The 23,776-nt window shown below is 30.7% G+C and carries 22 protein-coding genes; 18 read left to right on the top strand and 4 right to left on the bottom strand.

What is annotated here, in order from left to right; all coding sequences use genetic code 11:
• Positions 1-6: 6 nt before the first annotated feature.
• The 6 genes from BQ5321_RS23035 (at position 7) to BQ5321_RS23890 (ending at position 6,419) form a co-directional block, all read left to right on the top strand.
• Entirely contained in the window at positions 7-1,914 is a 1,908-nt protein-coding gene (locus BQ5321_RS23035; RefSeq protein WP_071396669.1) for a TnsD family Tn7-like transposition protein, read from the top strand.
• Between the two features lie 613 nt (positions 1,915-2,527).
• On the top strand, positions 2,528-3,043 hold the full coding sequence (locus BQ5321_RS23030) for a hypothetical protein (protein ID WP_071396668.1): 516 nt from the start codon (positions 2,528-2,530) through the stop codon (positions 3,041-3,043).
• Positions 3,044-3,285: 242 nt separating this feature from the next.
• Entirely contained in the window at positions 3,286-3,651 is a 366-nt protein-coding gene (locus tag BQ5321_RS23025; RefSeq protein WP_071396667.1) for a hypothetical protein, read from the top strand.
• 114 nt (positions 3,652-3,765) lie between these two features.
• Positions 3,766-4,137 (top strand): hypothetical protein, encoded by a 372-nt coding sequence (locus BQ5321_RS23020; RefSeq protein ID WP_071396666.1) that lies wholly within the window; start codon positions 3,766-3,768, stop codon positions 4,135-4,137.
• Between the two features lie 567 nt (positions 4,138-4,704).
• Positions 4,705-5,349, top strand: coding sequence for a hypothetical protein (locus tag BQ5321_RS23015; protein WP_071396665.1), 645 nt, complete (start codon positions 4,705-4,707; stop codon positions 5,347-5,349).
• Between the two features lie 92 nt (positions 5,350-5,441).
• Entirely contained in the window at positions 5,442-6,419 is a 978-nt protein-coding gene (locus tag BQ5321_RS23890) for a hypothetical protein (protein WP_084786901.1), read from the top strand.
• A 33-nt stretch (positions 6,420-6,452) separates the two neighbouring features.
• Here BQ5321_RS23890 and BQ5321_RS23005 read toward each other — a convergent pair whose 3' ends face one another.
• Positions 6,453-9,068 (bottom strand): TrlF family AAA-like ATPase, encoded by a 2,616-nt coding sequence (locus BQ5321_RS23005; protein ID WP_071396664.1) that lies wholly within the window; start codon positions 9,066-9,068, stop codon positions 6,453-6,455.
• A gap of 308 nt (positions 9,069-9,376) precedes the next feature.
• Here BQ5321_RS23005 and BQ5321_RS23000 point away from each other — a divergent pair, with 308 nt between their 5' ends.
• Complete coding sequence (locus BQ5321_RS23000) at positions 9,377-9,970, top strand: hypothetical protein (RefSeq protein WP_071396663.1); 594 nt, start codon at positions 9,377-9,379, stop codon at positions 9,968-9,970.
• A gap of 318 nt (positions 9,971-10,288) precedes the next feature.
• Here the strand turns inward: BQ5321_RS23000 and BQ5321_RS22995 are convergent, their stop codons facing one another.
• Positions 10,289-11,287 carry a DUF4365 domain-containing protein gene (locus BQ5321_RS22995; RefSeq protein ID WP_071396662.1) on the bottom strand — a complete coding sequence of 333 codons (999 nt, stop codon included), beginning with the start codon at positions 11,285-11,287 and terminating at the stop codon, positions 10,289-10,291.
• A 194-nt stretch (positions 11,288-11,481) separates the two neighbouring features.
• Here BQ5321_RS22995 and BQ5321_RS24565 point away from each other — a divergent pair, with 194 nt between their 5' ends.
• From BQ5321_RS24565 to BQ5321_RS22970, 6 genes are all read left to right on the top strand, one after another.
• A complete protein-coding gene (locus tag BQ5321_RS24565; RefSeq protein WP_234978445.1) occupies positions 11,482-12,702 on the top strand; it encodes a DNA adenine methylase in 1,221 nt (406 codons plus the stop codon).
• Positions 12,703-12,707: 5 nt separating this feature from the next.
• A complete protein-coding gene (locus BQ5321_RS24560) occupies positions 12,708-13,634 on the top strand; it encodes a Dam family site-specific DNA-(adenine-N6)-methyltransferase (protein ID WP_199794633.1) in 927 nt (308 codons plus the stop codon).
• Positions 13,635-13,760: 126 nt separating this feature from the next.
• Positions 13,761-14,735 carry a hypothetical protein gene (locus BQ5321_RS22985; RefSeq protein WP_071396661.1) on the top strand — a complete coding sequence of 325 codons (975 nt, stop codon included), beginning with the start codon at positions 13,761-13,763 and terminating at the stop codon, positions 14,733-14,735.
• An 11-nt stretch (positions 14,736-14,746) separates the two neighbouring features.
• A complete protein-coding gene (locus BQ5321_RS22980) occupies positions 14,747-16,621 on the top strand; it encodes an AlwI family type II restriction endonuclease (RefSeq protein ID WP_071396660.1) in 1,875 nt (624 codons plus the stop codon).
• 135 nt (positions 16,622-16,756) lie between these two features.
• On the top strand, positions 16,757-17,116 hold the full coding sequence (locus tag BQ5321_RS22975) for a hypothetical protein (RefSeq protein ID WP_071396659.1): 360 nt from the start codon (positions 16,757-16,759) through the stop codon (positions 17,114-17,116).
• Positions 17,117-17,245: 129 nt separating this feature from the next.
• Positions 17,246-17,707 carry a hypothetical protein gene (locus BQ5321_RS22970; protein WP_071396658.1) on the top strand — a complete coding sequence of 154 codons (462 nt, stop codon included), beginning with the start codon at positions 17,246-17,248 and terminating at the stop codon, positions 17,705-17,707.
• Positions 17,708-18,097: 390 nt separating this feature from the next.
• Here BQ5321_RS22970 and BQ5321_RS22965 read toward each other — a convergent pair whose 3' ends face one another.
• Together BQ5321_RS22965 and BQ5321_RS22960 are read right to left on the bottom strand one after the other, a co-directional pair.
• Complete coding sequence (locus BQ5321_RS22965) at positions 18,098-19,552, bottom strand: helix-turn-helix domain-containing protein (protein WP_071396657.1); 1,455 nt, start codon at positions 19,550-19,552, stop codon at positions 18,098-18,100.
• Positions 19,553-19,628: 76 nt separating this feature from the next.
• Positions 19,629-19,877, bottom strand: a complete 249-nt coding sequence (locus BQ5321_RS22960; RefSeq protein ID WP_071396656.1) for a hypothetical protein — start codon at positions 19,875-19,877, stop codon at positions 19,629-19,631.
• Between the two features lie 527 nt (positions 19,878-20,404).
• Here BQ5321_RS22960 and BQ5321_RS22955 point away from each other — a divergent pair.
• From BQ5321_RS22955 to BQ5321_RS22935, 5 genes are all read left to right on the top strand, one after another.
• Positions 20,405-21,301 carry a tyrosine-type recombinase/integrase gene (locus BQ5321_RS22955; protein ID WP_071396655.1) on the top strand — a complete coding sequence of 299 codons (897 nt, stop codon included), beginning with the start codon at positions 20,405-20,407 and terminating at the stop codon, positions 21,299-21,301.
• 157 nt (positions 21,302-21,458) lie between these two features.
• Positions 21,459-22,160: a hypothetical protein gene (locus BQ5321_RS22950; RefSeq protein WP_071396654.1), complete on the top strand. Its 702-nt coding sequence runs from the start codon at positions 21,459-21,461 to the stop codon at positions 22,158-22,160.
• Positions 22,161-22,252: 92 nt separating this feature from the next.
• The gene (locus BQ5321_RS22945) at positions 22,253-22,498 is read left to right on the top strand and encodes a hypothetical protein (protein WP_071396653.1); all 246 of its coding nucleotides are present in this window, start codon (positions 22,253-22,255) and stop codon (positions 22,496-22,498) included.
• A gap of 547 nt (positions 22,499-23,045) precedes the next feature.
• Positions 23,046-23,273 (top strand): hypothetical protein, encoded by a 228-nt coding sequence (locus tag BQ5321_RS22940; protein WP_139187867.1) that lies wholly within the window; start codon positions 23,046-23,048, stop codon positions 23,271-23,273.
• Positions 23,274-23,288: 15 nt separating this feature from the next.
• The gene (locus BQ5321_RS22935; protein ID WP_071396651.1) at positions 23,289-23,552 is read left to right on the top strand and encodes a hypothetical protein; all 264 of its coding nucleotides are present in this window, start codon (positions 23,289-23,291) and stop codon (positions 23,550-23,552) included.
• Positions 23,553-23,776: the final 224 nt, after the last annotated feature.

The raw sequence follows: 23,776 nt of genomic DNA, 5'->3' as shown, positions 1-23,776 counted from the left end.
TGTGAAATGATGACCTTCTTTCCAGTACCGTATAAAGATGAACTTTTATATAGCGTTTTGGCGAGATACCACGTTCGTAGTGGAAACGTCAGTATTAAAGCCACACAAAAGGATATATACGGTACGGACAGTATTACAGCAATAATGGACTTGCCTTCTCATATCTATCGTATTATGGAAAACCTTCCTGTTGGCCATCATTATACGCCAGAATACTTAATTGCAAATCATACACTGTATCCATTCTACGCTGCTTTCCTGCCTTCTGAACATGCTGCTAAAGTTAAGGAATCTATGATTGGGGACAAGGGGGGCAGTATTTACAATAGAATTGGTTTGATGGCAAGTTCAGTTAAGTTTAATCAGTACTTTAAATTTTGCCCCAAATGTGCCGATGAGGAGATGTATAATCTTGGAGAAATGTATTGGCATAGAATTCATCAAATACCGGGAGTTCTTGTTTGTCCAGAGCATAACACCCCGCTTTATGATAGCCAAGTCCCTGTTAGGGGTTATAACAAACATGATTATAGATTAGCCACTCCAGAAACTTGCAAAATAAATTACCCTAAGTTAAATTACCCTGACAATATCATGGATAAGGCAATCAATATTGCACAGGATATTGATTATCTGTTAAATAACAAAATGGAAAATAAATCATTAAAGTGGTTTAAAGGACAGTATATCAATAGGCTAAAAGAACTTGGGATTGCAAATATAAACGGTAGGATAAAACAAAAGGAGTTGTTAGAATCATTCGTGAATTTCTATGGTCATAGATTTTTAAAAATGGTTCAATCCGACATTGATTTCAATAGTAATAGTAATTGGCTATATGAAATGATTCGGAGAAACAATAAATCAAGCCATCCTATCAGACATCTTTTATTTACACATTTTTTGGGGATTTCTCCTTCACATATTTTTAATAAAAAAATTGAGTACAAGCCCTTTGGAGAGAGACCATGGCCATGTTTGAATTCTGCTGCTAGCCATTATTTAAAACCTGTGATTAACGATATGGAATTAAAGTATGGTGCAGATAGTAAAAGTCCTATTGGTGTTTTTATATGTGATTGCGGCTTTGTTTACCTCAGAACGGGCCCTGATCGTGAAGAAAAAGACAGATATAAAATAACAAAGATTAAGCATTTTGGCTCTGTATGGGAAAACAAATTAAAGAAACTTACTAATCAAAGACTAAGTTTAAGGGAAACGGCAAGGCAATTGGCTGTAGACCCAGCCACAGTCAAAAAATATGCGAAGAAATTAGATTTGAAAACATACTGGTTAAAAAGAGGTGGGGAAGATCAAAAAATTGTAAATATCAATGAGGAAGATTCTTCTGTTGAGAAGAAAGAAAGTTTCAGAAGAGAATGGCTGAATTTAATAAAACAGTATCCGCACAGCAGTAAAACAGAATTACGCCAACTTAACAATAGAGTGTTTACATGGCTGTACCGAAATGATAGGAACTGGTTGAATCGAAACTCCCCTAAAATAAAATCAACAGTCAACGATAATCATAGGGTTGACTGGGAGCAACGGGACGAGGAAATTTACGAAAATGTAAGAATTGCAGTCAATGATATGTTGACTGTCGGGAAGCCCGTACGTATTACGATAAGTTCAGTAGGTAGTAGAATTGGAATTAGACCATTATTGGAAAAACACCTTGATAAACTACCAATGACAAAAGCGTATTTGAATGACAAAACTGAGAGTATTAAGGATTTTCAAATTAGAAGGTTACAATGGGCAGTACAAGAGTTAGAGAAAGACGGTCAGGATTTATCTTTATGGAGAATATATCGAAAGGCGGGGATTAGGGAAAACTTCCAGAAAGACCTTCAGGAAGAAGCAATAAAATTAATTATTGAGAAGAATAACTTGTGCCTATGGGTTCGTTAAATAGGTATATATCGCTTTAATTTTTCATGGTTAGGTTAGTAAATTTTATAACAGTAAGAAAGAAGAGTAAGACTAGGAAGTAATTTTCTATCTTGCTCTTTTTTATTATTAGTTAATCAAAAATTACTTCATCCGTTCTGATATATAGTAATTCTAAATATCTTATTGCAATAGTCTATTTAGTATTAAATCACTGAAAAATGTAGGGGGAATTGGCTCTATAATTTTAGTTAAGGGTTTCCTTATATGATTGTATAGGATTAAAAATAACCCCCTTTTAAATGGCGTTTCCTGATAAAAATAGATATTGATAATAAGATATTTAATTTCACTATTTTCACGATTTAATATAATAGCCAAATGAAAATATCCCATCAAGAATTTCTATTTATATCGATATTGTCTTTTGGAATTTATGATACAACTAACTTAGTGAACAAATTGATAAAAAAAGTAACCAGTTCCGTTCCTAATACGGAGTTATTTTCCACATTAAAAAAAGGAGGTGGAGGACGTTTAATTATACATTAGGGGAATACGGGAACGAACGTACAGTTACACGATGGGAAGGTGAACACCCGTGTAAACGGCCAGAAAAGGAGGATGATATATTATGAAAGAAATTAAAATAAAGGATAGTAAAGATTTCATTTTAGAATACATTCATGGAGTCCATGGACAAAAAATTGTAATTACTGAGGAGGGAAGATGCTATCGGGTAGGTTTGAATACTGTTTCAGGAGTAGATGAATATGATTTCCCATTAAATCAATTCAATGAACTGTCCCCGTTCCAACTATATAAACACCTTGAAGATAATGGTTTTTCCATAACTATTTTTGATGAAAACGAGGGTGACATTTTAATTCAAGCAGAAAAAGTAGGATTCAGGGATTTATTTGATAACGAAGAGGAACTTTTAAAGTATATAAAATGGGATTTAGTTGATTATGTAGATGAATATACATACATTGAGGAAGATGATGAGGAAGAATATCAGGATTTCAAAGATGTTTTATTAGATGCTTTGAGTAAAGAAGAAATCCAGAAACTATTAAAAAACTATACAGACCTAAATGATAAATATGATATTGAAGATAAAATTGATAATTTCATGCTCGTTATTTAATTTGCTAAGAATACTAGAAAGTAAAAATGGTTTAGAACGATGGATAGGTATAAATACCTATTTCTTTTCTGCTAGAAATAACTAAAAAATAAACCCGGCATAAAGGTCTTAAAGGGTTGAAATATTGCTGGAAAATCAATTTTAAGCAATTTGTAAATTCATTTCAAAAATCAAGGTTTTTCCTTCATTATCTGGAAGAGTCGTCATGTATAAATTTTCATAAGATAATGGAGGAGATACACTTGCAGCAAACAAATCACTCAAGAAAACCAATGGAAAATGAAATTGTTGAATTCCATCACGAAGATTATCAATTTATTATTACACGCTTTAAAAAAATCAACTGGAAGCAGTACAAGGGGTTCGCTCAATATCAGTACTTTTTATTTGTGTTCGACAAAAGGCTAGCAAAGGTTAATAAAGAGAATTCTTTAACCGAAGTTTTCAATACAGAGATTAGAGACAATGTTTTTGCAACCTTTGAAGGTCTTAAGCAAAATATAGATGCCATTTTGAGCGAGTACATTCTAGTTGATGATGCGATTTTCGAGTGTCTAAAACTGGCTGAAAAATTGAATCCTATTTATTTGAAAGAAGACGAGGAGTGAAATCCTTGTCTTTTTAATTGATTAAATTCCCGAATGTGTTGATAAAATTCTTGTTCTAAAAATGCAGTAATAATCGACTTAATCTTGAAGTAAAGGGTAAAGGAGGTGGTAATATTGCTTAAATTAAGTGTAGAAGAATTAGTAGAAATTAATGATTTTTATAATAGTGCATCAAGGGTAACTATAACATATGCAACAGGCAATACGGTGCTATTAGAACTTCATACTGGTGGTGATTTAGAAGAATTCATTCTTAACAGGAGGGATTTGATAATGGTTCTTAGAAACTTTTACGTTGAGGATATTTGTGACATTGTCCATTCAGGAGTTTATGGTTTTATTGATGTAAAAGTAGATAAGTCAAGTGAACACTATCCTGTGCAAATCTCTGTTGAAGATGGACATAAGTATTACTGTAATTTAGAGGAACTTAATTATATCTACAGCATAATTGATTACCAAAAAGAAATGTTAAGTAAATATTAGGTGAATAGCAAAAATTGTAGATATAAATGATGAACTAAAGACAGATTAGAATGATCTCATGGGAGAAATATCTATAAACATAGTTGACTAAAAGATCCCGCTCCTCTGGTATCAACCTTATACTACAAATTACTAAATACTATTATCGTAAAAAAAGATAGGTAAATAACCTGTCTTTTTTGCGTTATATTAGGAATATAATCCTTTAAAAATTATTCTTTTAAATGGCTCTAGAATCACTTTTGAACATGATTAAGTGATGGATATTGCGTCCTAAATAAAACGCTTAAAATGATTGATATTTTTTCCTTTAGAAATTAAAATTCACTGATTCATTATATTTAAGACAACAAAGAAATTCATAATATTTTTTTGCCAGAATATTTATTATGTGGTCTCTTCGCTGAGTCATAAAAATTCTCCTTTTCGAGGTTATAAAAAGATTTTTATTTAATTATAAAGTAAAATTTTAGTTGTGACTTCTAATTAGGTTATTGTTTATACTTCAAATTAATAATATTTCCTGTTATATTATGGAAACATCCTACTAAAAAAGGTGATTATAAAATGGTATTAAGCGAGAACTTTTTTGAACGGTTAAGGGGTATTGTTAGTTACTCATGGAAAATATTTTCTCAAAAAGTTGGAAGTGGGTTAATAAAAATTAATAAAGAGGCATCAATGCAATTAAAGTATGCATATATTCTGCAACAATTCATACCGCTAATTATTTTTAATGAAAGACAGAAAATAGAAATAGAATTGGAGTCAACATGCTTTGTTAATGGTAAAACAAAAGAAATAGATATATTAATAAAAGGTACTGATTTGGATTTGTCAACGTATACAATTGCAATAGAGTTGAAATGCTACAAAGAATTTGCCTCTTCAGGAAGACCAAGAGGAGCACATGATATTTTTATGAAAGATGTTTATTATGATCTATTTTTACTTGAACAATATTGCAGTCAAAATATTGCTGATATAGGTATAAGTTTAGTTATGTCTAATTACAGAACATCAGTTTATCCTTTAAATAAGAATGCAAAGTGTTGGGCTTATGATATATCTGATGGCACAAGAATAAATTCAGGTGCCAACTTTTCAACGCCTGTTGGAGGGTATGGTATTGATTTTACCCTTAATAAAGATTACTTTTTCAACTGGGATTCATATGGTGACTATTGGTTTACTGAACTAATTGGAACCTAAACTCTAATGTAAAGAACTAAACTGTATTTCAATACCTTTCATATCTAGAAAAGGTATAAAGCAGATTAAAGATTCGAAGAAAGAGTGAAAATATGTCTATTTACCAAAATATATTTCATTACTATAGGGGACAGACTAAAAACAGTTCCGAAGAGACACATATACTTCAGGTTGAAAATAATGTAACAAAAGCATTTTTAAATGTATTACAACATTCATCTCCTGAGTTGACTACATCTTTTATAAAGATGTTAGGGATTGAAGGCGCTTATATGGAGAATTGTGAATACCGTTATCAATTAAGTTCAGCACTCTCAAATGTTTCATCAATTGCTGCAGTAGTCGGAATTGCAGAAAGTAACATATTAAAGGCAGGAGCGTCTAAGAAATATGGTATACCTGATGGAGCAATAATCTCTGATAGTGTTTCTCTATTGATTGAAAACAAAATAGGTTTTAACTCATATTTAGAACAAGAGCAATTAAATAGGCATAAAAAGAACTTTGCAAATGAACAAATAGTAAAAAATAAACCAATAATCATAACGTGGAAAGAAATTAGGAACTTCTTTAAGAAGCAAAGTCAATGCTTTGAAAGGAAAAATGATTTAGTTACCTGCTTTTTATTATTTCAGTTTGAGGAGTTTTGTAACATTAATAGTATAGGTGACAAGCAAAAGTCAAAAGAATATTTTTTTTTGAAGTTTGAGAAATCAAAAGCAAGAGAACTTGCAAGAAAAATAGATGCTTATATTTGGGCTAATGAAGAATTTAATGTTGTAGATGCAGGGACAAGTAATGGAATAGGCTACAAAAGGGTGGGGAAAACAAAGTTTGCTACTCTAACAACTGCAAGACAAAGATGTTTAATACTCCATATTGGAGAGAAGGATTTAAGGTTAGGTTTAGAAATTCAAGACAAGATAGATAAAGAAATAGGTATTAAATATCCAAGAAAGGATTATGAATATACAAAGTATCCACATGAAGCATATATACGTCTTGAGTGGGTAAAGAACTTCTGTCAAATTGAGCCATACATTAATCTTGCATATAAATATAGAGAATGAATCCCTCTAATTAGATTTAGAGGGATTATAGTATTATATGTTATATTTTTCTTTCCGCATGATAAAGGCCATACTTCCGCCTTCTAATGTATTTACAACTGCTTCTTTTACGTAGTTATTATCAACTGAACCTAAACACTCTTCATTGACGCAGCCTGTACCTTCGTTTTCTTCCATTACACCAATTAGTTCCGCATCTCCAAAAACAGGAAGATTAGCATTATGAGTTGCAAATAAAAATTGTCTATTAATTTTTAGTTCCCTTAAACCTTTTACTAAATTATTTGCAATATATGCATTATCCAGATTATCTTCTGGTTGGTCTACAATTAAAGGATCTTCATTTTCTAACATAAGTATATTTAACACTGCTGTACATTGTTGTCCTTTTGATAATTTATCTAAAGACTTATATTTTTCCTCTTTACCTGAGGATACATTGAGTTGTATGTCAATAATATTTGGTAAATCAATAATCTCCAATTCTAAAATCCGTTCTTTGCTCATTGCTGATATAATTTCTGCTCTATTTTGCTGTAAACCATATGACTTGTAAGCGTTATATAAAGCATCTTTACCATTTTTGACATTTTCTATAAAACTAGTTATATCAAAAGTTTCTATCTCTTCAAGCCACTTCAGCCCCTGAACTCCGAGACCTTTTTCTTGTGCTAAGAAGTTTATTAAAAAATCTCGATTTTTCTTAGGATATATTTCTATTTTAACTTTACCCTGTAACTTTTTATTGTTGATTTTTTTTACTGCTTTTCTAAGCGTGTCAAGTTCTGTATCTTTTATAACATTTAATTGTTCTCTTAAGTTATCCCTTTCATATTCTAAATCACTAATTTCCTGTTCTAATAGCGAGAGTTCTTGAGTAAGAGGTTCTATGCTCGCTATTTGTTCCAAAGTATTGGAATATTCTTTCGCAATATCTTGACCATTCTGTCCATTTAGATCCCCTAATGATTTTATTGCTTTTTTAATTTCAACTTCAGCACCTTGTTTTTCAACTAGCCATTTCTCACTTAAAGAATCAAGGGCAGTTAAAGTAGATAATTTTATGTCAGTGTATTGGGCTAGAAGGTGCTCAATCCGCTCGTTGAAATCATTAATTTCCCGCTTCAAATCTTTAAAAATACTACCATTTTTGGTCTTTTCAATAAACTCATCATTAAAAGGGATTGCTGCTTTTTGAATCTGAAGAGAATGTTTTTTTATATTTTCTTTACAAGTTAGGATATATCTCTCTTCAGTTGTTATTTGTCCTTGAATATTCAATTTTTGTGATATACCAAGTTCGTCGTAGGTTCTTTGTTTTTCCTTTAAACTCGGTAGTTTATTTATCTTGGAAGATAGTTCATCAAATCGTTCTAATTTTTCTAAAAGGAGAGATGCATTTTTCCTTAAACTACCTTTTTTCTCCTCTTTAGCCTGTTCAAAACTGTTATGCTTACCCAAAAAGCGATTTAAAATTTGTAATTTTGCATTTTCACTGTCAGTTATCTCAACAACTTCGTTTTGGCTATATATCTCAATGTTAGGAAGAATGTCATGTATTTCTAGTTTTGACTTTGTACCATCAAGATTCATAATAGCGATAGGACTGTTGAACCGTTTAATTATTTTAAACTGTTTACCAAATTGCTTATGTGAGGTTACCAAAAGTTCTACTCTACCACCCGCACCAAGATTTGCCTCTATAATATTATCAAATGTCTTTTTGGCGTCTTTTCCTTTAGGTTTTTGGTCTAGTGCGTATCTAATTAATTCAATCAATGTGGATTTACCAGTACCGCGTCCACCAATAATGGTATTTAAATTAGGTGATAATTTTATCTCAAAATCATCGAGATAACCCCCAAAAATATTTATTTGATCAATTGAAGTTTGATGAACCTCATTTAAATCAGAAGTAAGTCTTACTCTTGCTTCAGGATCTTGAAAGGCTAATTTAAAAGATTTGAAATTTGGTTCAGACATTTTAACCAGACAACTTGCAGTCTCTATTAATATATCTTCAGGTTTACTTACGTCTTTTGCATTTATCAAAGCAAAGGATGTGTCTTTTTTGTAGTTGGGGTCTTTATTCTTTAAAATATTAATAAATTTGTCTTCTACTTCATGACGTTTTGCTGGAATTTGTGCCGCTTTTAAAAATCTAGATTGCCAAATAGGGTATTGATGAAGTTTCAATACGCCATTATCTTGTGTTACATGGGCGGCATACCAAAAACCACCCAATTCTTCTATCTTTTGTGCAATTTGGATAAAACTTAATTTACTTGGTGAAATACCGTCGTTTGTATCAGTAAGTTCTAAGGAGCCAAGATACCTTTCTAATTGGAGTTCATTCGTACTTTCATCAAACAGGCATACAATATGTACTCTCTCTGAAGTGGAGATTTCAAAACCGGGAAAAACGACAATATCTCTTTCTTGTAGGTAATTTCTGAGAGACTTTGAATTTTGAACATCACCGTGATTAGCAAGTCCAACAACCTTAATGCCTTCTTTAATACAATTTTCGTAAATACTGTGATTATATTCTTCTTCAGTAAAGGAATGTTCTTTCCCTCTATATTTAATATAATCAAAAGGATTTACTTGTAATGCACACTTGTAAAATTTCGCAAAATAACTATTCACATAAAACCCTCCTAATAGACTTATAGGAAAATTATAACAGGCACCGACTATATTCGACATTATTATATTGATAATTAAAAAGGATATATAGTACAGTTAAAGAATAATAAATTCGAGTATAAATATATGTCTATTATGCTTTTTACATTGATTAGTGATAACTATATTTGAATATCACATATTTATAACTTGGATTGCTTTTGTCATTAGTGGTCTATGCAGAATTTTGACTGCTAAAAATTGTACAAAAATTTGAAATATTAATCAGGATAGTATGGATTTTAGTAAGTACGTGAGGGTGGGGAATAATGACAAATTTAATACTAACTAAAATAAAAAATGATATAGAAGAATCTGTTGATAGGTATAAATCAATATTAGCAATTCCAAGAAAGAATGACACTTTAGTTGAGGATATAGAGGCAATCTTACTAATAGTAAAAGAGCATGAAGAAATTAATCATGAACAATTAACAACTATAATAATGGAAACTTTTGGAGTTTCCTTTAATACAGCATTTAACGTTAGACCTATATTAGAAAGAGCAAATCTACTAAGGCAAAGTAATAAGATAGTTAAATTGACTAATATGAGTGAAAATTACCTGCAAACTAAAGATATAAGTTATTTATCTAAAGGTTTTATTTATAGTTACTTTGGATTTTTAGAACTTTTATACCTAATTCATAAGAATGCGCCAAAATATAATAAAGATTTATTTAATGAATGGGTAGCCCTATATGAAGAAAGATATGGAAAGAGAGCAAAACATACAAATAGAGTTCAAATGAGTAGAATTAATGTATATCTTGTTGGTTTTAACTTAATTAATAAGAGTGAAGGAAAACTTGTAGTAAATTCTGAGGCATTTTCAAAATTAGATAAAATAGGTGATTGGTAAAATGTTTTATTTCACAATTAGATTTCCTTCTATTTTAGAACTTTAATTAAAAGCCTTTTTTGTGAGGGCTTTGTCTTTTTTTATTTAATTTTTGGAAAGAGAATTAACAAAAGACGAAGCCTGTCCCGAATATGCATAAAATGGGCTTTAAAATAGCCCTAGAATCAATTTTAAATTACATAACACACATTTAGGTGCTGGCTTAATAAAACTTTGCAAAATAGAGCCTTTAGGTAGGTTTAAAATGGGTTATGAACTATGGGATCTCAGTATCAAAAAGAAATTAAGACTATTCCCAGAACAGAGAATAGTCATTTATTAAAACCAATTATCGTGTTTATTATTGTTTTTTTCAGAGTCCCTTTTCTCAAACCCATTTCTTAGATAGTTGTCTAAGAGTAAAAACGAACTCCCAAGTTCATTGAGACTTAAGTATAGTCGATAAGATGCTACTTCCCCAGAAAGAATAGCATAAGGTCTAATATCAGTGCGTTCCTGTTTCCACTCTTGTATATCTCCAAATACTATGTACTCTCCTTCTTCCTTATCCCAAACAGCATTATCGGCAAGTAATTCTGCTTCATCATATTCTTCATAAAAATCTTCATCAACTGAGAAATTTGCCCAAGGAAACAATTCTGGAAATACATCTTCATAACTTTCGAAAGGGAAGAATACCATTGGCCAGTTCAGGACAACTTTCTCATATTCCGTATCTGATTCTATAACTTTCAAAACTAAGGATCCTCTCCCAGATGTTTTGTTTATCCATTCGTCTGATTCCAAAATTACTTTATTTCCATTCATTAGTTCCTCCATCCAAGTTCTTGATAGAACTAATGAATTTAAGCGTCTTTCATAATCTGTGGTATTCTCGGCAATATATTTTAGACTAGATAAGGACTCTTGATTTATTATTTGTTCCTTTGGAACAGTGACTTTCCAACTAGTGTCTGAGATTAATTCTACAGTATCTTTATTAATTTGTTCCCAATAGCAAGTATCATTTTCAAGGTCACACAATATCAAAATAACAGGTAATGAATGGTTGTTCCAATAGTTGTAATGTTCTATTTTACCTCTAAATACAAACCCTGTACTTATTTCCTCTTTCAAATAACTTTTTCCTGCTTTTATCTGAATAGCGACAAGTCTTCCAGTTACATATTCATCGTCAACGATTTCCATATGACCGTCAATTCCATAATCTTGTGTAGGCTGCTCTCTAAATATCCAGCCCAACTCCTCTATAACCTTTCTCTCTACTAAATTTACTCCTTTGCTTCCTTTATTACCATCAAACCTTGGAAATCCCATGACTACCTCCATAAGTTCTTTATATCAAAAAAGGATTCATCTTTTTAAAAGTATAACATCATGGCTTTTATGAAGCATGCCATTAACATTCTCTAAAATTCGACAGAAAAAAACGTTTAATTGCCTTCTAGTTGATGATATAATCGAAATAGTAAAAATAGAACGATGCGGTGATGCGTAAATGGGGTGGGGAAATGAACCAACAAATACGTACTAAAGAATTATTAGAACAATTTAATCTAACAAGGCAAACACTCTACAATTGGGTGAAAATTGGAGATATTTCTGCCCCTAAGAAAGATTGGAGAGGCTGGAGAATGTGGACTGAACAACACGTAAGTGAAATAACAAATGTAATTAGAAAAAAAGAGAAGCAACTGTCTCTACCAATTGAAAATGATATAAAATTGAATATCAAAAATCGTAGATATTTAGGCAGTAAATATAAATTATTAGAATTCATATGGAAGGTTGTTAATGAGAATTGTATAAATGTAAACACTGTGGCAGATATTTTTGGTGGAACAGGTGTAGTTGCTGATAGATTTAACATTGCCGGCAAAAACATAATTGTTAATGATATTTTGTACTCAAATCACTTAGCATATTGGACATGGTTTAGTGACGAAAAAATTGATTATAAAAAGATACAGAGTATAATTAAACAATTTAATGACGCTGAGCCTACTGAAGATAACTATGTATCAAAACATTATGGTGGTACTTATTTTTCAGAATATAATGCTAAAAAAATAGGCTATATTAGGGAAGAAATTGAGAGATTATCAGAGGAAATTAATTTTCGTGAAAAAGCAACCCTTATTACTTCATTGCTCTATGCTATGGATAAAGTTGCTAATACAGTGGGGCATTATGACGCTTATAGAAGAAAATTAGATTCTTTGAAAGAAATTAAACTTTTAGTACCAAAATTTAATGATCATTATAATAAAGGAAATAGAATATTTAACGAGGATGCGAACCAATTAGTTAGAAAAATAAGTGCAGACTTGATTTATATAGACACTCCTTATAACTCACGTCAATATGGAGATGCTTATCACCTCCTAGAGAATATCGCAGAATGGAAGAAACCTGAAGTTTCAGGAGTTGCCAAAAAAATGATAAACCGTTCTCATATTAAGAGTGATTATTGTACTATGAAGGCTACTCAGGCTTTTGAAGACTTAATTTCGAATATCTCTGGTAAGTATATTCTTGTTTCTTATAACAATATGGCACAAAAAGGTGTTGGCCGTTCAAATGCAAAAATTTCTGCTGAAGAAATAGTAGAGATTCTAGAAACCAGAGGTAAGGTGAGTATTTTTGATACGGATTTCCAAGCCTATACTACTGGAAAAACAAACATTGAAGATCATAAGGAAATACTGTATCTTTGTGAAATAAGCAGGTGATAAAATTGTTACAAACAGATACGAAGTATCTCAAATCATGTTTAAATTATACAGGTGGAAAGCATAAATTATTAAAGCAAATTGTTCCTTTGTTCCCCGAAGAAATAAATAATTTTGTTGATTTATTTTGCGGCGGGGCAAATGTTGCTATCAATGTTAGTGCAAAAGGGAATATGCTTGGCATAGACAAGCAGAGAGAGGTCTTACGACTTTTTAATACTTTAAAGAACACAAGTAAAGAAGATGTGTTTAATATTATTTCTAATATAATATTAAAGTATGAGTTAACTGATACCCAGAAGAATGGATATTCTCATTATGGTTGTGAGTCTGGAAATGGACTTGCTTTTTATAACAAAGAGCGTTTTTTAAAGTTAAGAGAGGATTACAATTGTCGGACAAGTGACAACACTTACTATGATCTTCTATTTTATCTGTTAACTGTTTATGGTTTTAATAATCAGATAAGATTTAATAAAAAAGGTCATTACAATATTCCTGTTGGTAAAAGAGATTTTAATGACAAAATTCAGTCAAACTTAAATAAGTTTATTGAGGTAATAAAGGATAAGGATATAGATTTTGTATGCGACGACTTCCGTCAAGTGGAGATAGAACTTTTAAGAGGGGATTTTCTCTATGCAGATCCTCCTTATTTAATTTCAACTGCAACATATAATGAACAAAATGGGTGGACTGAAACTGAAGAATATGACCTGTTAAATCTATTAGATAAGTTAGATTCACAAGGTGTTAAATTTGCATTATCAAATGTACTTGAACATAAGGGCAAAGAGAATACAATTCTAATAAATTGGGCTAAAAATTATGAAATTAACTATCTAGACTATAATTACAATAATTCTAACTATCAAATTAAAGAAAAGACAACAAAGACCTCTGAAGTACTAATCACTAATTATAAGAAATAATATGAAACCTTTCCAGCATTGTTGGGAAGGTTTTTTCTTATATATTTCTGGAAACTATTTAACAAATAGGTAATATGAATTATGATGGTAGTAGTATATTAGATTCTAGAAAAAGGAAGATGCTATTTGTTATACACAATTGATAGGGTTCAGTATGCTAATACCAATGGACAGTACTACTTCTTTGAATTTATGGAAGTAAATAATATTAATGGTCTTATAGGAAATAATAATCAGTTACTTAATCAAGGGCATTTTTGGGAAGCATTATTTACTATGATTAGTAATGTAGAAGTTGGTAAAATTAACTTTCTTAGGGGTTATCAACATGCAGTAAGATTATTTATTTTTTATCAACAAGGAATTAATAAGTACGTTTTGATTGAGATAAATCCTTACATTAATCAAACAAATGGTTATATCCTGACTTTTGATCAACTTCAACAGTGGTTTAGAGGAGTAAATAATATTGACGGACAAAGCAATTCAAAGGGATTAGGGGCTGCTAGAAATACAAACATTGATAGTTATGTAAATGGTTTATTACAATCCATTTATAATGACAACCAATTTCAAGATGATAATGGTCTTGTCTTAACCAAAAATTTGCTTAATGGTGATACCACTAAAGGTTTTGATCTAGATTTATTCCAATATATACCATCAACAAATGAATATGTAATATATGAATTTCTTAAAAGGGAAAATCACCATATAAATAATATACAAGCCCATCCAATGAGGTATTGTTGGACGGGTAGTTCAAGTGATAATAAACAAAAGTATATATCATTATGGAATACAAAACAGCAGTTAAATGGCAGATTATTTTTAATTAACTATAGTGATAATCCTAATGAAAAAATCTCAGTAATTGAAGTTTTAAGTTTGGACACTGCTAGAGGCATTACTTCTGAGAATAAGTATTGTATAAGTAGAAGTATTTTCTTAGGGTGGTTACACGATATGAAGAATTATAATTCTAATAATAGAGATTATTTTTCCGATTTTAAAGGGATTCATTATAACCAAGAATTCTTTGGAAATTTTAATGAAAATAAGAGGAATTATGGTTCAGAGTTTTCAAACATATTCATCTAGGGGGAGTTTATATGCCGGGTACATGGAGTATAAGTACAACTTTGAGAAATCCCGAACGGATAGTTGATTTTTTAAAGGTGCTTTCTAGGTTTGAAGGAAGACCTTTTAATGATAAAACACAAGGCTTATTTTTTAAAGAATTAATTAAAACAAAATTGTACACACCTACAGGAATTTCAGATTATTACAAGCAAAAGTTTGAAGATCCTGAAGAGTTTACTAATAAAGAATTAGAAGATATCTTAAGTCAAGTTCACTATGAGAACAAGAGTTTCAATAATGATCAAGAAATGGCATATGCCATGAGAGGAAGAACAGCAGTAAGTAATATTACTAAGATGGGATTGGCAATTGCTAAGGAATCAATGGGTGCGGTTAGAATAACCGATTTAGGAAAAAAATTAATCAATGAAGAAGTAGACTTAGTTAATGTTTTCTTTAGATACTTTTTAAAATGGCAATTACCAAATCCGACTGACAAGGGATACAAGGACTTTGATATCGTACCCTTTATTGCAGTTATGCATGTTATTAGTAAGGTAAATAAAGAATGGAAAAACTTAGGGCATAAACCTGTTGGAGTATCAAAAGAAGAGTTTTCCTTATTTTTAACAACCTTGATTGATTATAAAGATATCAAAGATCGTGTGTCAAAAATTATTGAATTTAGGAAAGAAAAGAGATCATTAGATAAAAATGCAGCACAACGTTATGTTGAAAGAAGATTTGTTGAAACTGCAATAGAGGTCTTTAAATTAAAACCTAGTGAGAAGAAAAAAGTAGAAACTAAAGTTAATAACCTCTATGATTATGGAGACTCTGCAATAAGATACTTTAGACAAACAAAGTTATTTTACTACAGAGGAAATGGTAGATATGTCGATTTAGCCCCTACTAGAAGAGTAGAGATTAAAAGGCTATTAGAAAACTTTGATGGGCGAGCAATAAGTTTTAAAAATGCTGAGGCTTATTTAACTTATATGTCTGATATCGATAAACCTGCTCTACCATGGGAGAACCTAAGTGATTTAAAATCTGTTTATGAAAACTTATTAGAACAAGCGAGGTCTTTACAAACTGATATAAACAACCAATATCGAGATCAGGCTCTCCACCAATTCACTTTGACCAAAGTTGAACTTTCGAGTATAAATGATTATAACAAAGAAATAGCAAAATTAAGAGAAATAATAAAAACATTAAATAATGATTTATCAATACTACGAGAGAGAAGTTTAGAAAATATAGATTTATATATTAAAAAGTTAACAGAGTTAGCCACAAGAAAAAGAAGCATAAGTGGCCAAGATCCATTAAACCTAGAGTATTATACTACGTTATCTTTAATGGCTTTAGATGATGCAAAGGAAATTACACCTAATTACTCAGTCGGGGATGATAACTTACCATTATTTACTGCTGCGGGTAATAATCCAGATATTGAGTGTAAGTATTCTTCTTTTAACATGATTTGTGAGGTAACTCTTCTTAGAGGCCGTGATCAGTGGTTTAATGAAGGACAACCTATAATGAGACATTTAAGGGAATTTGAAGATAAAGACTTAAACAAGTCTCTAGATAATTATTGTTTATTCATTGCTCCTAACATTCATCGTGACACGTTAAATACTTTTTGGATGAGTGTTAAATTAGGCTATGAAGGAAGAGTACAAAAAATTATCCCTCTCACAATAAATCAGTATATAAATGTTTTGAAAAAGGTAAAAGAACTAAATGAGAAAGGTGTTAGAGTAAATCATAAAGATTTACAGAGTCTCCTTGCAAACATATTTAATAAAAACATTGATGCAGGAAATGACTCAACTGCTTGGTTAGCAAGTGTCGATGAAGTAATTGAGCAATGGAGTACTTCTTTATCAGCGTAACATTAAATGGAAATTTTGGAATTAAAAGAGTGGATTTGTTTCTGCTCTTTTTTTTATTGACCAAAAGGGAAACGTGTATTCGTGTTTAACATGTATACATATTAAATAATGCATAGACAATGGAGGAGATTACTCATGAAAAAGGAGCACTTTAAAGTTGAAGGAATGGACACAGAATTTGTTGAATTTCGTCACCGAGAACACAATATTTTGTTCACAAGGTTCGAGCGTATTAGTTTAACAGACACAAACGTTCGGGAAGAAGCCAAATATTTATATTTAATTTATATCTTCCGCAAACAGCATAAGTTAGCAAAAAAACGGAATAGCGATACGGATAGGGGCACTTTTAACATTATCTGTTTTAATAAGGGCTACCATACCTTTGATGAAATGGTTCATAACCTCTATTCCATTTTGTCGGAATATATATTGAATCAAGATGAAGTTTTTAGGTGCCTAAACGAGGTTCAAAAACTTGATCCGAAAAATTGACAGAACAAGGAGTAAAATCCTTGTTTTTTTAATAGTGAAAATAGCCGCTCTTACGCTGCTTTTTAAGCAATTATCAGGTATAATAGTATACAAATTATTCCAAATGATTTTGGGGAAAGGGGCCATACATTGCAATACGTAATTACGAGATTTTCACATAAATTAGTCTTTTATATTATGTGGTTGTTATATGCGTCTTTGTTCACGCTCATTTTTTACCCGCTATCTTTTTGGAACTTAGAATTATCTACAACAGACTATCTCTTGCTTTCTCTGTTTTTGTTAGCATTAGGAGGAGCGTTTTTTGAAAGGGCATTTACATACTTCTATATAGACTTAGATAATGACTACGAAGCATTAAATAAAATACATTATACGGCAATGTTTGCTGGCAAGATGATTGCATATATAGTTACTGGCATTGCGATTTATTATTTCAAAAGGGATGTTTTCCTCGCAATATATATCCCTGTATTTCTCTTAATAGGGGGGTGGATTTGGTTTAGTATATTGAAGGGCTATATTAAGGTGAAGATAGAAAGGGAAAAAGATTCAGAAATAAAAATTACAACCAAAGTTGGTTCCTACTAGATTGAAAATTGAAGTGAGTAGCGTCACCAATAATTGATGGTTTTATTTGTTTCATTTGTTTTTTACTTGCTAAGTTAGTTATCAATGTTTAAAACATATGGAAGAGATACAAATGAAGATTTTAGATAAAAATAAAGGTATTAGAAAATATCTGTGGAATGTTATAAATAATCTCTTTTCTTTAAAGGTACATTATGTTTGCATTTTCACGATGTAACCTTCTCTTTTGCTGTAAATTGTGGGGATTCCTTTCTTTGTAATGAATAAAGACAAACAAAAGCGTGTGAACTACATAAGTTTTACACGCTTTTATTATTTTTTTTGTAGACAATTACACATAACGATATGATTAAATATGACTGAATCAATTTACATACAAGTACTTAATTATTATTCTTTAGATTGTTTTTCTAGTGCTGTATTTAGTAACTCACTAATATTCCACCATTCATTATTGGGGAATATCTCCAGAATGAGTTTAATCTTTTTTTCATGATAGGATTTTACATTATCCGCTCTCACACTAATAGAAACTTCCTTGTCTGCATTGAGCCAATTTAGGTTAAGTTCATAAAAATTTGGATGGCTTTCCGGCTTGTTTCCTCTTAAATATTTGGGTGATCTTGCAATTCTAATAATGTTCTCTTGCTCAAGTATCTTAATATGGTTTATGGCTGTTTTGACAGAGCATTTAGCACCCAATGCAATTTGTTCATAAGTCATAAAAAACTCATTATTTCTATCTGCAAATCGTTTTGAGTGAATAAATAAAGCAAAAAGTGTTTTATGAAATTTTTTTGGGTACTGATACAGTGTTAACATTTCACTTCTGGATACAATAATTTTTGTTAAGCCTTTGGAAAACACAACATTTTTTTTATAAACTAAATTAACGATTCTCGCTATTTCTTTAAAACATTCTTCAAGTGGGGTCTTGAAAAATGCTCTATCTTGGCGCTCCATCCATTGCCTTAGTTTTTGTTCACATTCAGATTTGCTTTCCTTTAAAGTGTTTAAATAAACGGCCATTTTACAAGTAACAGCATTTCTAGTGCCCGGCTTCCTTAATCCATTTTTGTATAAATCTGCTAAGGAATCCAGTGTATCTTCTGAAAGATCCAAGTTCCCCAGAGCAGTATTATCTAATTCTTTACTTTCACTTTCTATATTTGGTACTTCCTCGTCATCTTCCTGTAAATCCGATATTAAATCCATCACAATTTCAGCGTTCATGGGTTCAATACTTAAAAAATAATCAAAGGATTGAAAAGTAGTAAAATTATTTTGCACGTCAACATACCAGCAGACATTACTACTTTTATCTCGATTTTTGTGATTGATACTGAGGGGAAGTTTCAGCCCCTTAGTGGGTGTTGGTCGAAGTTCGATTTTTCCATTTATTTTTCCATCTAGTAAGTTATATGTAATTGAAACTGCTGCGTTAAAAAGTACCTTCATTGAGTTGTAAGGGATTTCCTCTGAAAAATAAACGTCAACGTGATATCCCTTTGTACCGCTCCAACTGGTGAAAATTTTATCCGTAGGGATTCCGAGAGTGTTTAATGACTCATAGAGAGCCAATACTACTTTTTTTGCCTCCGGTATAAATGGAACATCCACATCAAAGGTGATAAATTTTGTATGTATTTTCCTGCAAAAAATGCCGTAAGTACTTTTCTGCAGTATATGGGATTTCAAAAACCCATCATTAAGACTTACATGTTTGTCATTATTATAAATATTGAATGTATGGTAACTACCATCTTCATTAAGTTTGATATATTTGTATCTAACCGTTATAAACAACTGCTTCATTTTTTCAACAACTTGATTTATATCGTTCATAAAAACACACCCTTCTCTTTAATCTGTCATACTTGCTCATTCCTCTCTGAACTCAATTGTTTTAATATATTAACAATTAAATTTTCCGTGTAAGAAGTTCCTTTATGTAATCAAGAATATTTTCAGAGTAATATTCATATTCTTTGTGATTTTTAGAGGTACACACTGATATCAAAGCCCCAATAATTTTATTGCTTTCTTCTTTTGTTAAATCATGTTGATTACTTGTTGATCTAATATATCCCATCATCATTTTTTTCTTATTAATTAAATCTAGTTGCTCGTTCAGTTCAAGGTGTAATTGATTATAGATATTGTCTGTCATTAATCATCCTCTCCTTTCATTTTGCCAAATTAATTGGCTTACATTTGTTATAGCATAAAAAGAAAAAGACGAGGTGAGTATGTTCCGAGAAAATTGTGGTTGATTTTTTTGAAAATATGAAAATCATTATTACACATGATATTCTTATAAAAAACTATTAAAAGAGTATTGATAAATAATAATTAAGTACTTGTGTGCAATTTTTTTTAATTATATTTAACATATTTACATTGTGTTATTTAAAAAGGGATTAAGCGATGCTGATATAAAGATTTCTGACGAGTAAGAGTTAATATTAGTGAAGAGGAATTTTTTTCTTTTATGGTGAGAATCCATATATTAGATATGGAGATGTAATAAGTGCTGGCAAAGGGTTTAAAACGCGCTATAATACGACCAAATAAGTTTTGTCAGATAATATGTCTTATGCGACAGAACCTATGGATTGGGCTATATCTTTTCGTCGCATAACATAAATAATCATTATTCAATTTTTGTCGTATAACATAGTGTAGGAGGGGCTTCCTTTGGAAATCATTTCAGTTACTTTTTCTCAAGCGCTCGAAGGATTTAAAAACTATTTGATCGAGCAGAATAGAAGTGCAAATACCATTAAAAGTTATGAACAAGATTTACGTTTCTTTGAGAATTGGTTGTCTAGCATAACCTCTAATCCAATTACTGTTGAGGCTATCACGAAAACTGACATTAAAGATTTTGAGCGTGAAATTAAAGTCAATTCATCTTTATCTGCTACAACTGTTAATCGGCGATTAGTAGCAATAAAGAAGTGGTCTAATTATTTATTTGAATCTAATTTCTCACCGGTTAACTTAGGTGAAGAGATTTCAATTAAAAAGGTTCAAAAACAGAATACCATTCGTTGGTTAACAAGACAAGAAGTAGGCAGGTTATTACATGCTGTGGAAATAACAAAACACCAAAATTTTCAAAAAGGTCTATTGCATGAAACGCTTATCATTCTTCTAGTAAATTTAGGCTTAAGAATTGAGGAGGCATGTTCTCTAACAAAATCTTCAATTTCTTTTCGTAATAATATAGCAAATGTAACTGGTAAAGGTAAGCACAGAGTTGTACCTTTTACGGATAAAACAAAATCACATATTCAATATTGGCTAGATAAAAGGGAAAAAGATTCTGATTATATACTGATTAGTAGCAAAAGCAGTCAATTAAGTACCAGAGCAGCACAGCATATTCTGAAAAAGTATAGCAATCAACTTGGAATAGAGATTACTCCCCATTCTCTTAGACACACTTTTTGTAAACAACTTGCAAATAGTGGCGTAGGACTCCAAAGTATTGCAGAATTGGCAGGACACTCATCAATGGACACTACCCGTATTTATGTTACACCATCAATAAAAGAACTTCAGAATGCTTTGAAGAAAACAGAGTTTTAATAACTCAATATTCAATTGACCAAATAGGGAGATCGCTTTCCCTATTTTTTAATGTTTAGTATTCCAAAGAATTGAACCTTATAGTAGATTTAAACGTATATCATACTATAAAAGAAAGCCTATGAAATCTAATTTAAGAGGAGGAAGTCAAATTAGCATGAATAGTATTGTGAGTCTATTTGAATTTCTGAACAATAATACTGGTGCACTATCAGTGTTAATAAATTTAACGCTGGTTATAGTCACTGTAATATATGTAGTTTTAACAGGAAGTCTTTCAAGAACTTCAAATAAGACAATTGAACATACAATTAATGAAGTTAACGAGAAAAAGAAACGTGAAGAAACCATAAAGAAGAATTTGATATATTTAATTAACAGCGAAATCTATATGAATTCATTTATTTATGTAATTTCTCAATATTACTTACTTAATGGTAAACAGATTAATCTAAAAGAGAAACTTAGACACTATATCACTAGTGGGGGAGCCACAATCGATAGGACTTCTAAAGGCCATATAGTTGCTCATACTAAATTGGACACTTGGAAAGAAATCAATGCTGAATGTGCGCAATATTTTTCAAATAATCTAATGCAGGAATTAACAGGTTACTACACAGGGGTAGAACACTCTAAAATCTATTCAATAAATGGGATGTCTACTGAGAATTTCATAGAAGTTTGTAAAGGTCAACTTGTATCAACTTTAAAGTGTTTAGAACTGTTAAGAGAAGAAGACCCCAATTTAAGAACTAATTTAGAATATAATATTGATGGAAAACTCCTAACAATAAATAAAGAAAAAGGAACTATAATTGAAGTAGATAAAAATAGTGTCCAAGCAGTATCTAAATAAATTTTATATTGGTATTTATTAAGACTATTAATATTTTACAAGGGACGTCCCCCTCTTTTCTATAACTACACATAGAAAGGAGGGGATTTGTTATGGAAGAATATATATTGAAAAAAGATTTACGAGTTCAAGGTCATACATACCGTATTGCAATTTTTCAGGAAAAAGACGGAGTATTATATTATTCGGTTTTTGCAGAAATATTTGAAGATGAGACGTTTGAACTAATTCATGGTGGAAGGTTTGAATCTGAAGAAGCAGCCAAGGAATATTTAATACGTGTTTTATATTGCCTAGTACACTGGGAAGAAACATTTAATCATTATAATGAAAATTAATAGTTTTTATGATTGTTACTATTATAATCATTATAATGATTAGTAATAGTAGTTAACTGAGAATCTAAAAAGCACTGTAGGCGAAAAAAATGATTTTTTTCAGATAAGAAAAATGAAAAAAATGCTACAGAAGGGTTTACTATGACTGAAATAAATGAAAAAAATCTGGTTGGAGAAGAAAATAGATATTTGTAGACATTTAATTATTTTGACTGATTTTAAGGGGAAATAACCTAATTCAACGGAATTTGGGGAATTTACTAATTTCTTTAAACGTAGTATGATTTATATATAATACATCGAATATATAGAATATACTGCAGGGAAAGGGTAGCCTAGGAACCTTTTCCTTACCACAAAAGCCAAACGGTCCGTACAACTGTTTGGCTTTTCAACTGTTATCAAAATAATTAGCCCTTTCTCATTTTGCATAATACTTCTTTGACTTGCAGCAGCCATAGGGAAGTAGTTACCATCTACTGTAATCATTTTGCGGAATTTATGTTTTATACACGTTAAAATATCCCTATAAAGTCAGGGGAGGATAATGATGTTCTATTTAGATTATATTTCTAGTTACTTTTGCGTTGTTGGCCTAGTATGGTTTCTGATGATTCTTTGTGGGAAGTATGTACCATTAGTAGTAACAAAAGGAAAAGAGAAAACAGAAAAATTGCAGGAAAGGATCTTTTTACTGAGTATTCCATTATCATTAGCACTTGGGTACACATTATTTCATTTTTTTAACCTGTATGAGTACATGAGGTTAGTATAAGAGAGAGGTATTTAGGTGTTTGGATATTTTGAAATTCATTTAAATCAGGAGTATGAGAATGTGTGGGGGTTACCAATAGAAGTTGGGTTAAAAAATAATCAAGGAATAATATGTTTAATGGCTGATTTAAGTATCTTAGAATTGCTATTATCAAATATTAATAGGGGCCATGTAGATCGGATAATGCTACATAGTAATGATAGCCATATAGACATTGAATACTACAAAAAGTTTAAAGAGACTTGTGAAAGGTATAATATGGAACACGGAATTATTTAGTAGTTTCTGAATTAATTGATTGAAGATATTATCGTACTAGAGAAAAATTTTAAAAAAATATCAAAATAGTGCTTTACAGGCAAAATATTCCGTGATATTATAATAAACGTAATATACATTATTTAATTTTATTTTGAATTTAATTTTAATAGTTTTTGATTATATATATATCTCTTTCTTTTTATCACTAAAAGGGAAGGGAACAAAAAATATACAGAATATAC

This window comes from Bacillus tuaregi (genome assembly GCF_900104575.1).
Lineage (GTDB): Bacteria > Bacillota > Bacilli > Bacillales > Cytobacillaceae > Bacillus_BD > Bacillus_BD tuaregi.
Note: the sequence above shows the minus strand (reverse complement) of the source record. Positions and strands in the feature narration are given on the sequence as shown.

Bases quoted from the DNA above. Each gene is read 5' to 3' on its own strand.
- BQ5321_RS23015 (WP_071396665.1), top strand. From the start codon at position 4,705: ATGGTATTAAGCGAGAACTTTTTTGAACGGTTAAGGGGTATTGTTAGT.
- BQ5321_RS22960 (WP_071396656.1), bottom strand. From the start codon at position 19,877: ATGACAGACAATATCTATAATCAATTACACCTTGAACTGAACGAGCAA.
- BQ5321_RS22975 (WP_071396659.1), top strand. From the start codon at position 16,757: ATGAAAAAGGAGCACTTTAAAGTTGAAGGAATGGACACAGAATTTGTT.
- BQ5321_RS22995 (WP_071396662.1), bottom strand. From the start codon at position 11,287: ATGGGATTTCCAAGGTTTGATGGTAATAAAGGAAGCAAAGGAGTAAAT.
- BQ5321_RS23030 (WP_071396668.1), top strand. From the start codon at position 2,528: ATGAAAGAAATTAAAATAAAGGATAGTAAAGATTTCATTTTAGAATAC.
- BQ5321_RS22965 (WP_071396657.1), bottom strand. From the start codon at position 19,552: ATGAACGATATAAATCAAGTTGTTGAAAAAATGAAGCAGTTGTTTATA.
- BQ5321_RS22945 (WP_071396653.1), top strand. From the start codon at position 22,253: ATGGAAGAATATATATTGAAAAAAGATTTACGAGTTCAAGGTCATACA.
- BQ5321_RS24565 (WP_234978445.1), top strand. From the start codon at position 11,482: ATGAACCAACAAATACGTACTAAAGAATTATTAGAACAATTTAATCTA.
- BQ5321_RS23000 (WP_071396663.1), top strand. From the start codon at position 9,377: ATGACAAATTTAATACTAACTAAAATAAAAAATGATATAGAAGAATCT.
- BQ5321_RS22950 (WP_071396654.1), top strand. From the start codon at position 21,459: ATGAATAGTATTGTGAGTCTATTTGAATTTCTGAACAATAATACTGGT.
- BQ5321_RS22980 (WP_071396660.1), top strand. From the start codon at position 14,747: ATGCCGGGTACATGGAGTATAAGTACAACTTTGAGAAATCCCGAACGG.
- BQ5321_RS23035 (WP_071396669.1), top strand. From the start codon at position 7: ATGATGACCTTCTTTCCAGTACCGTATAAAGATGAACTTTTATATAGC.
- BQ5321_RS22940 (WP_139187867.1), top strand. From the start codon at position 23,046: ATGATGTTCTATTTAGATTATATTTCTAGTTACTTTTGCGTTGTTGGC.
- BQ5321_RS23890 (WP_084786901.1), top strand. From the start codon at position 5,442: ATGTCTATTTACCAAAATATATTTCATTACTATAGGGGACAGACTAAA.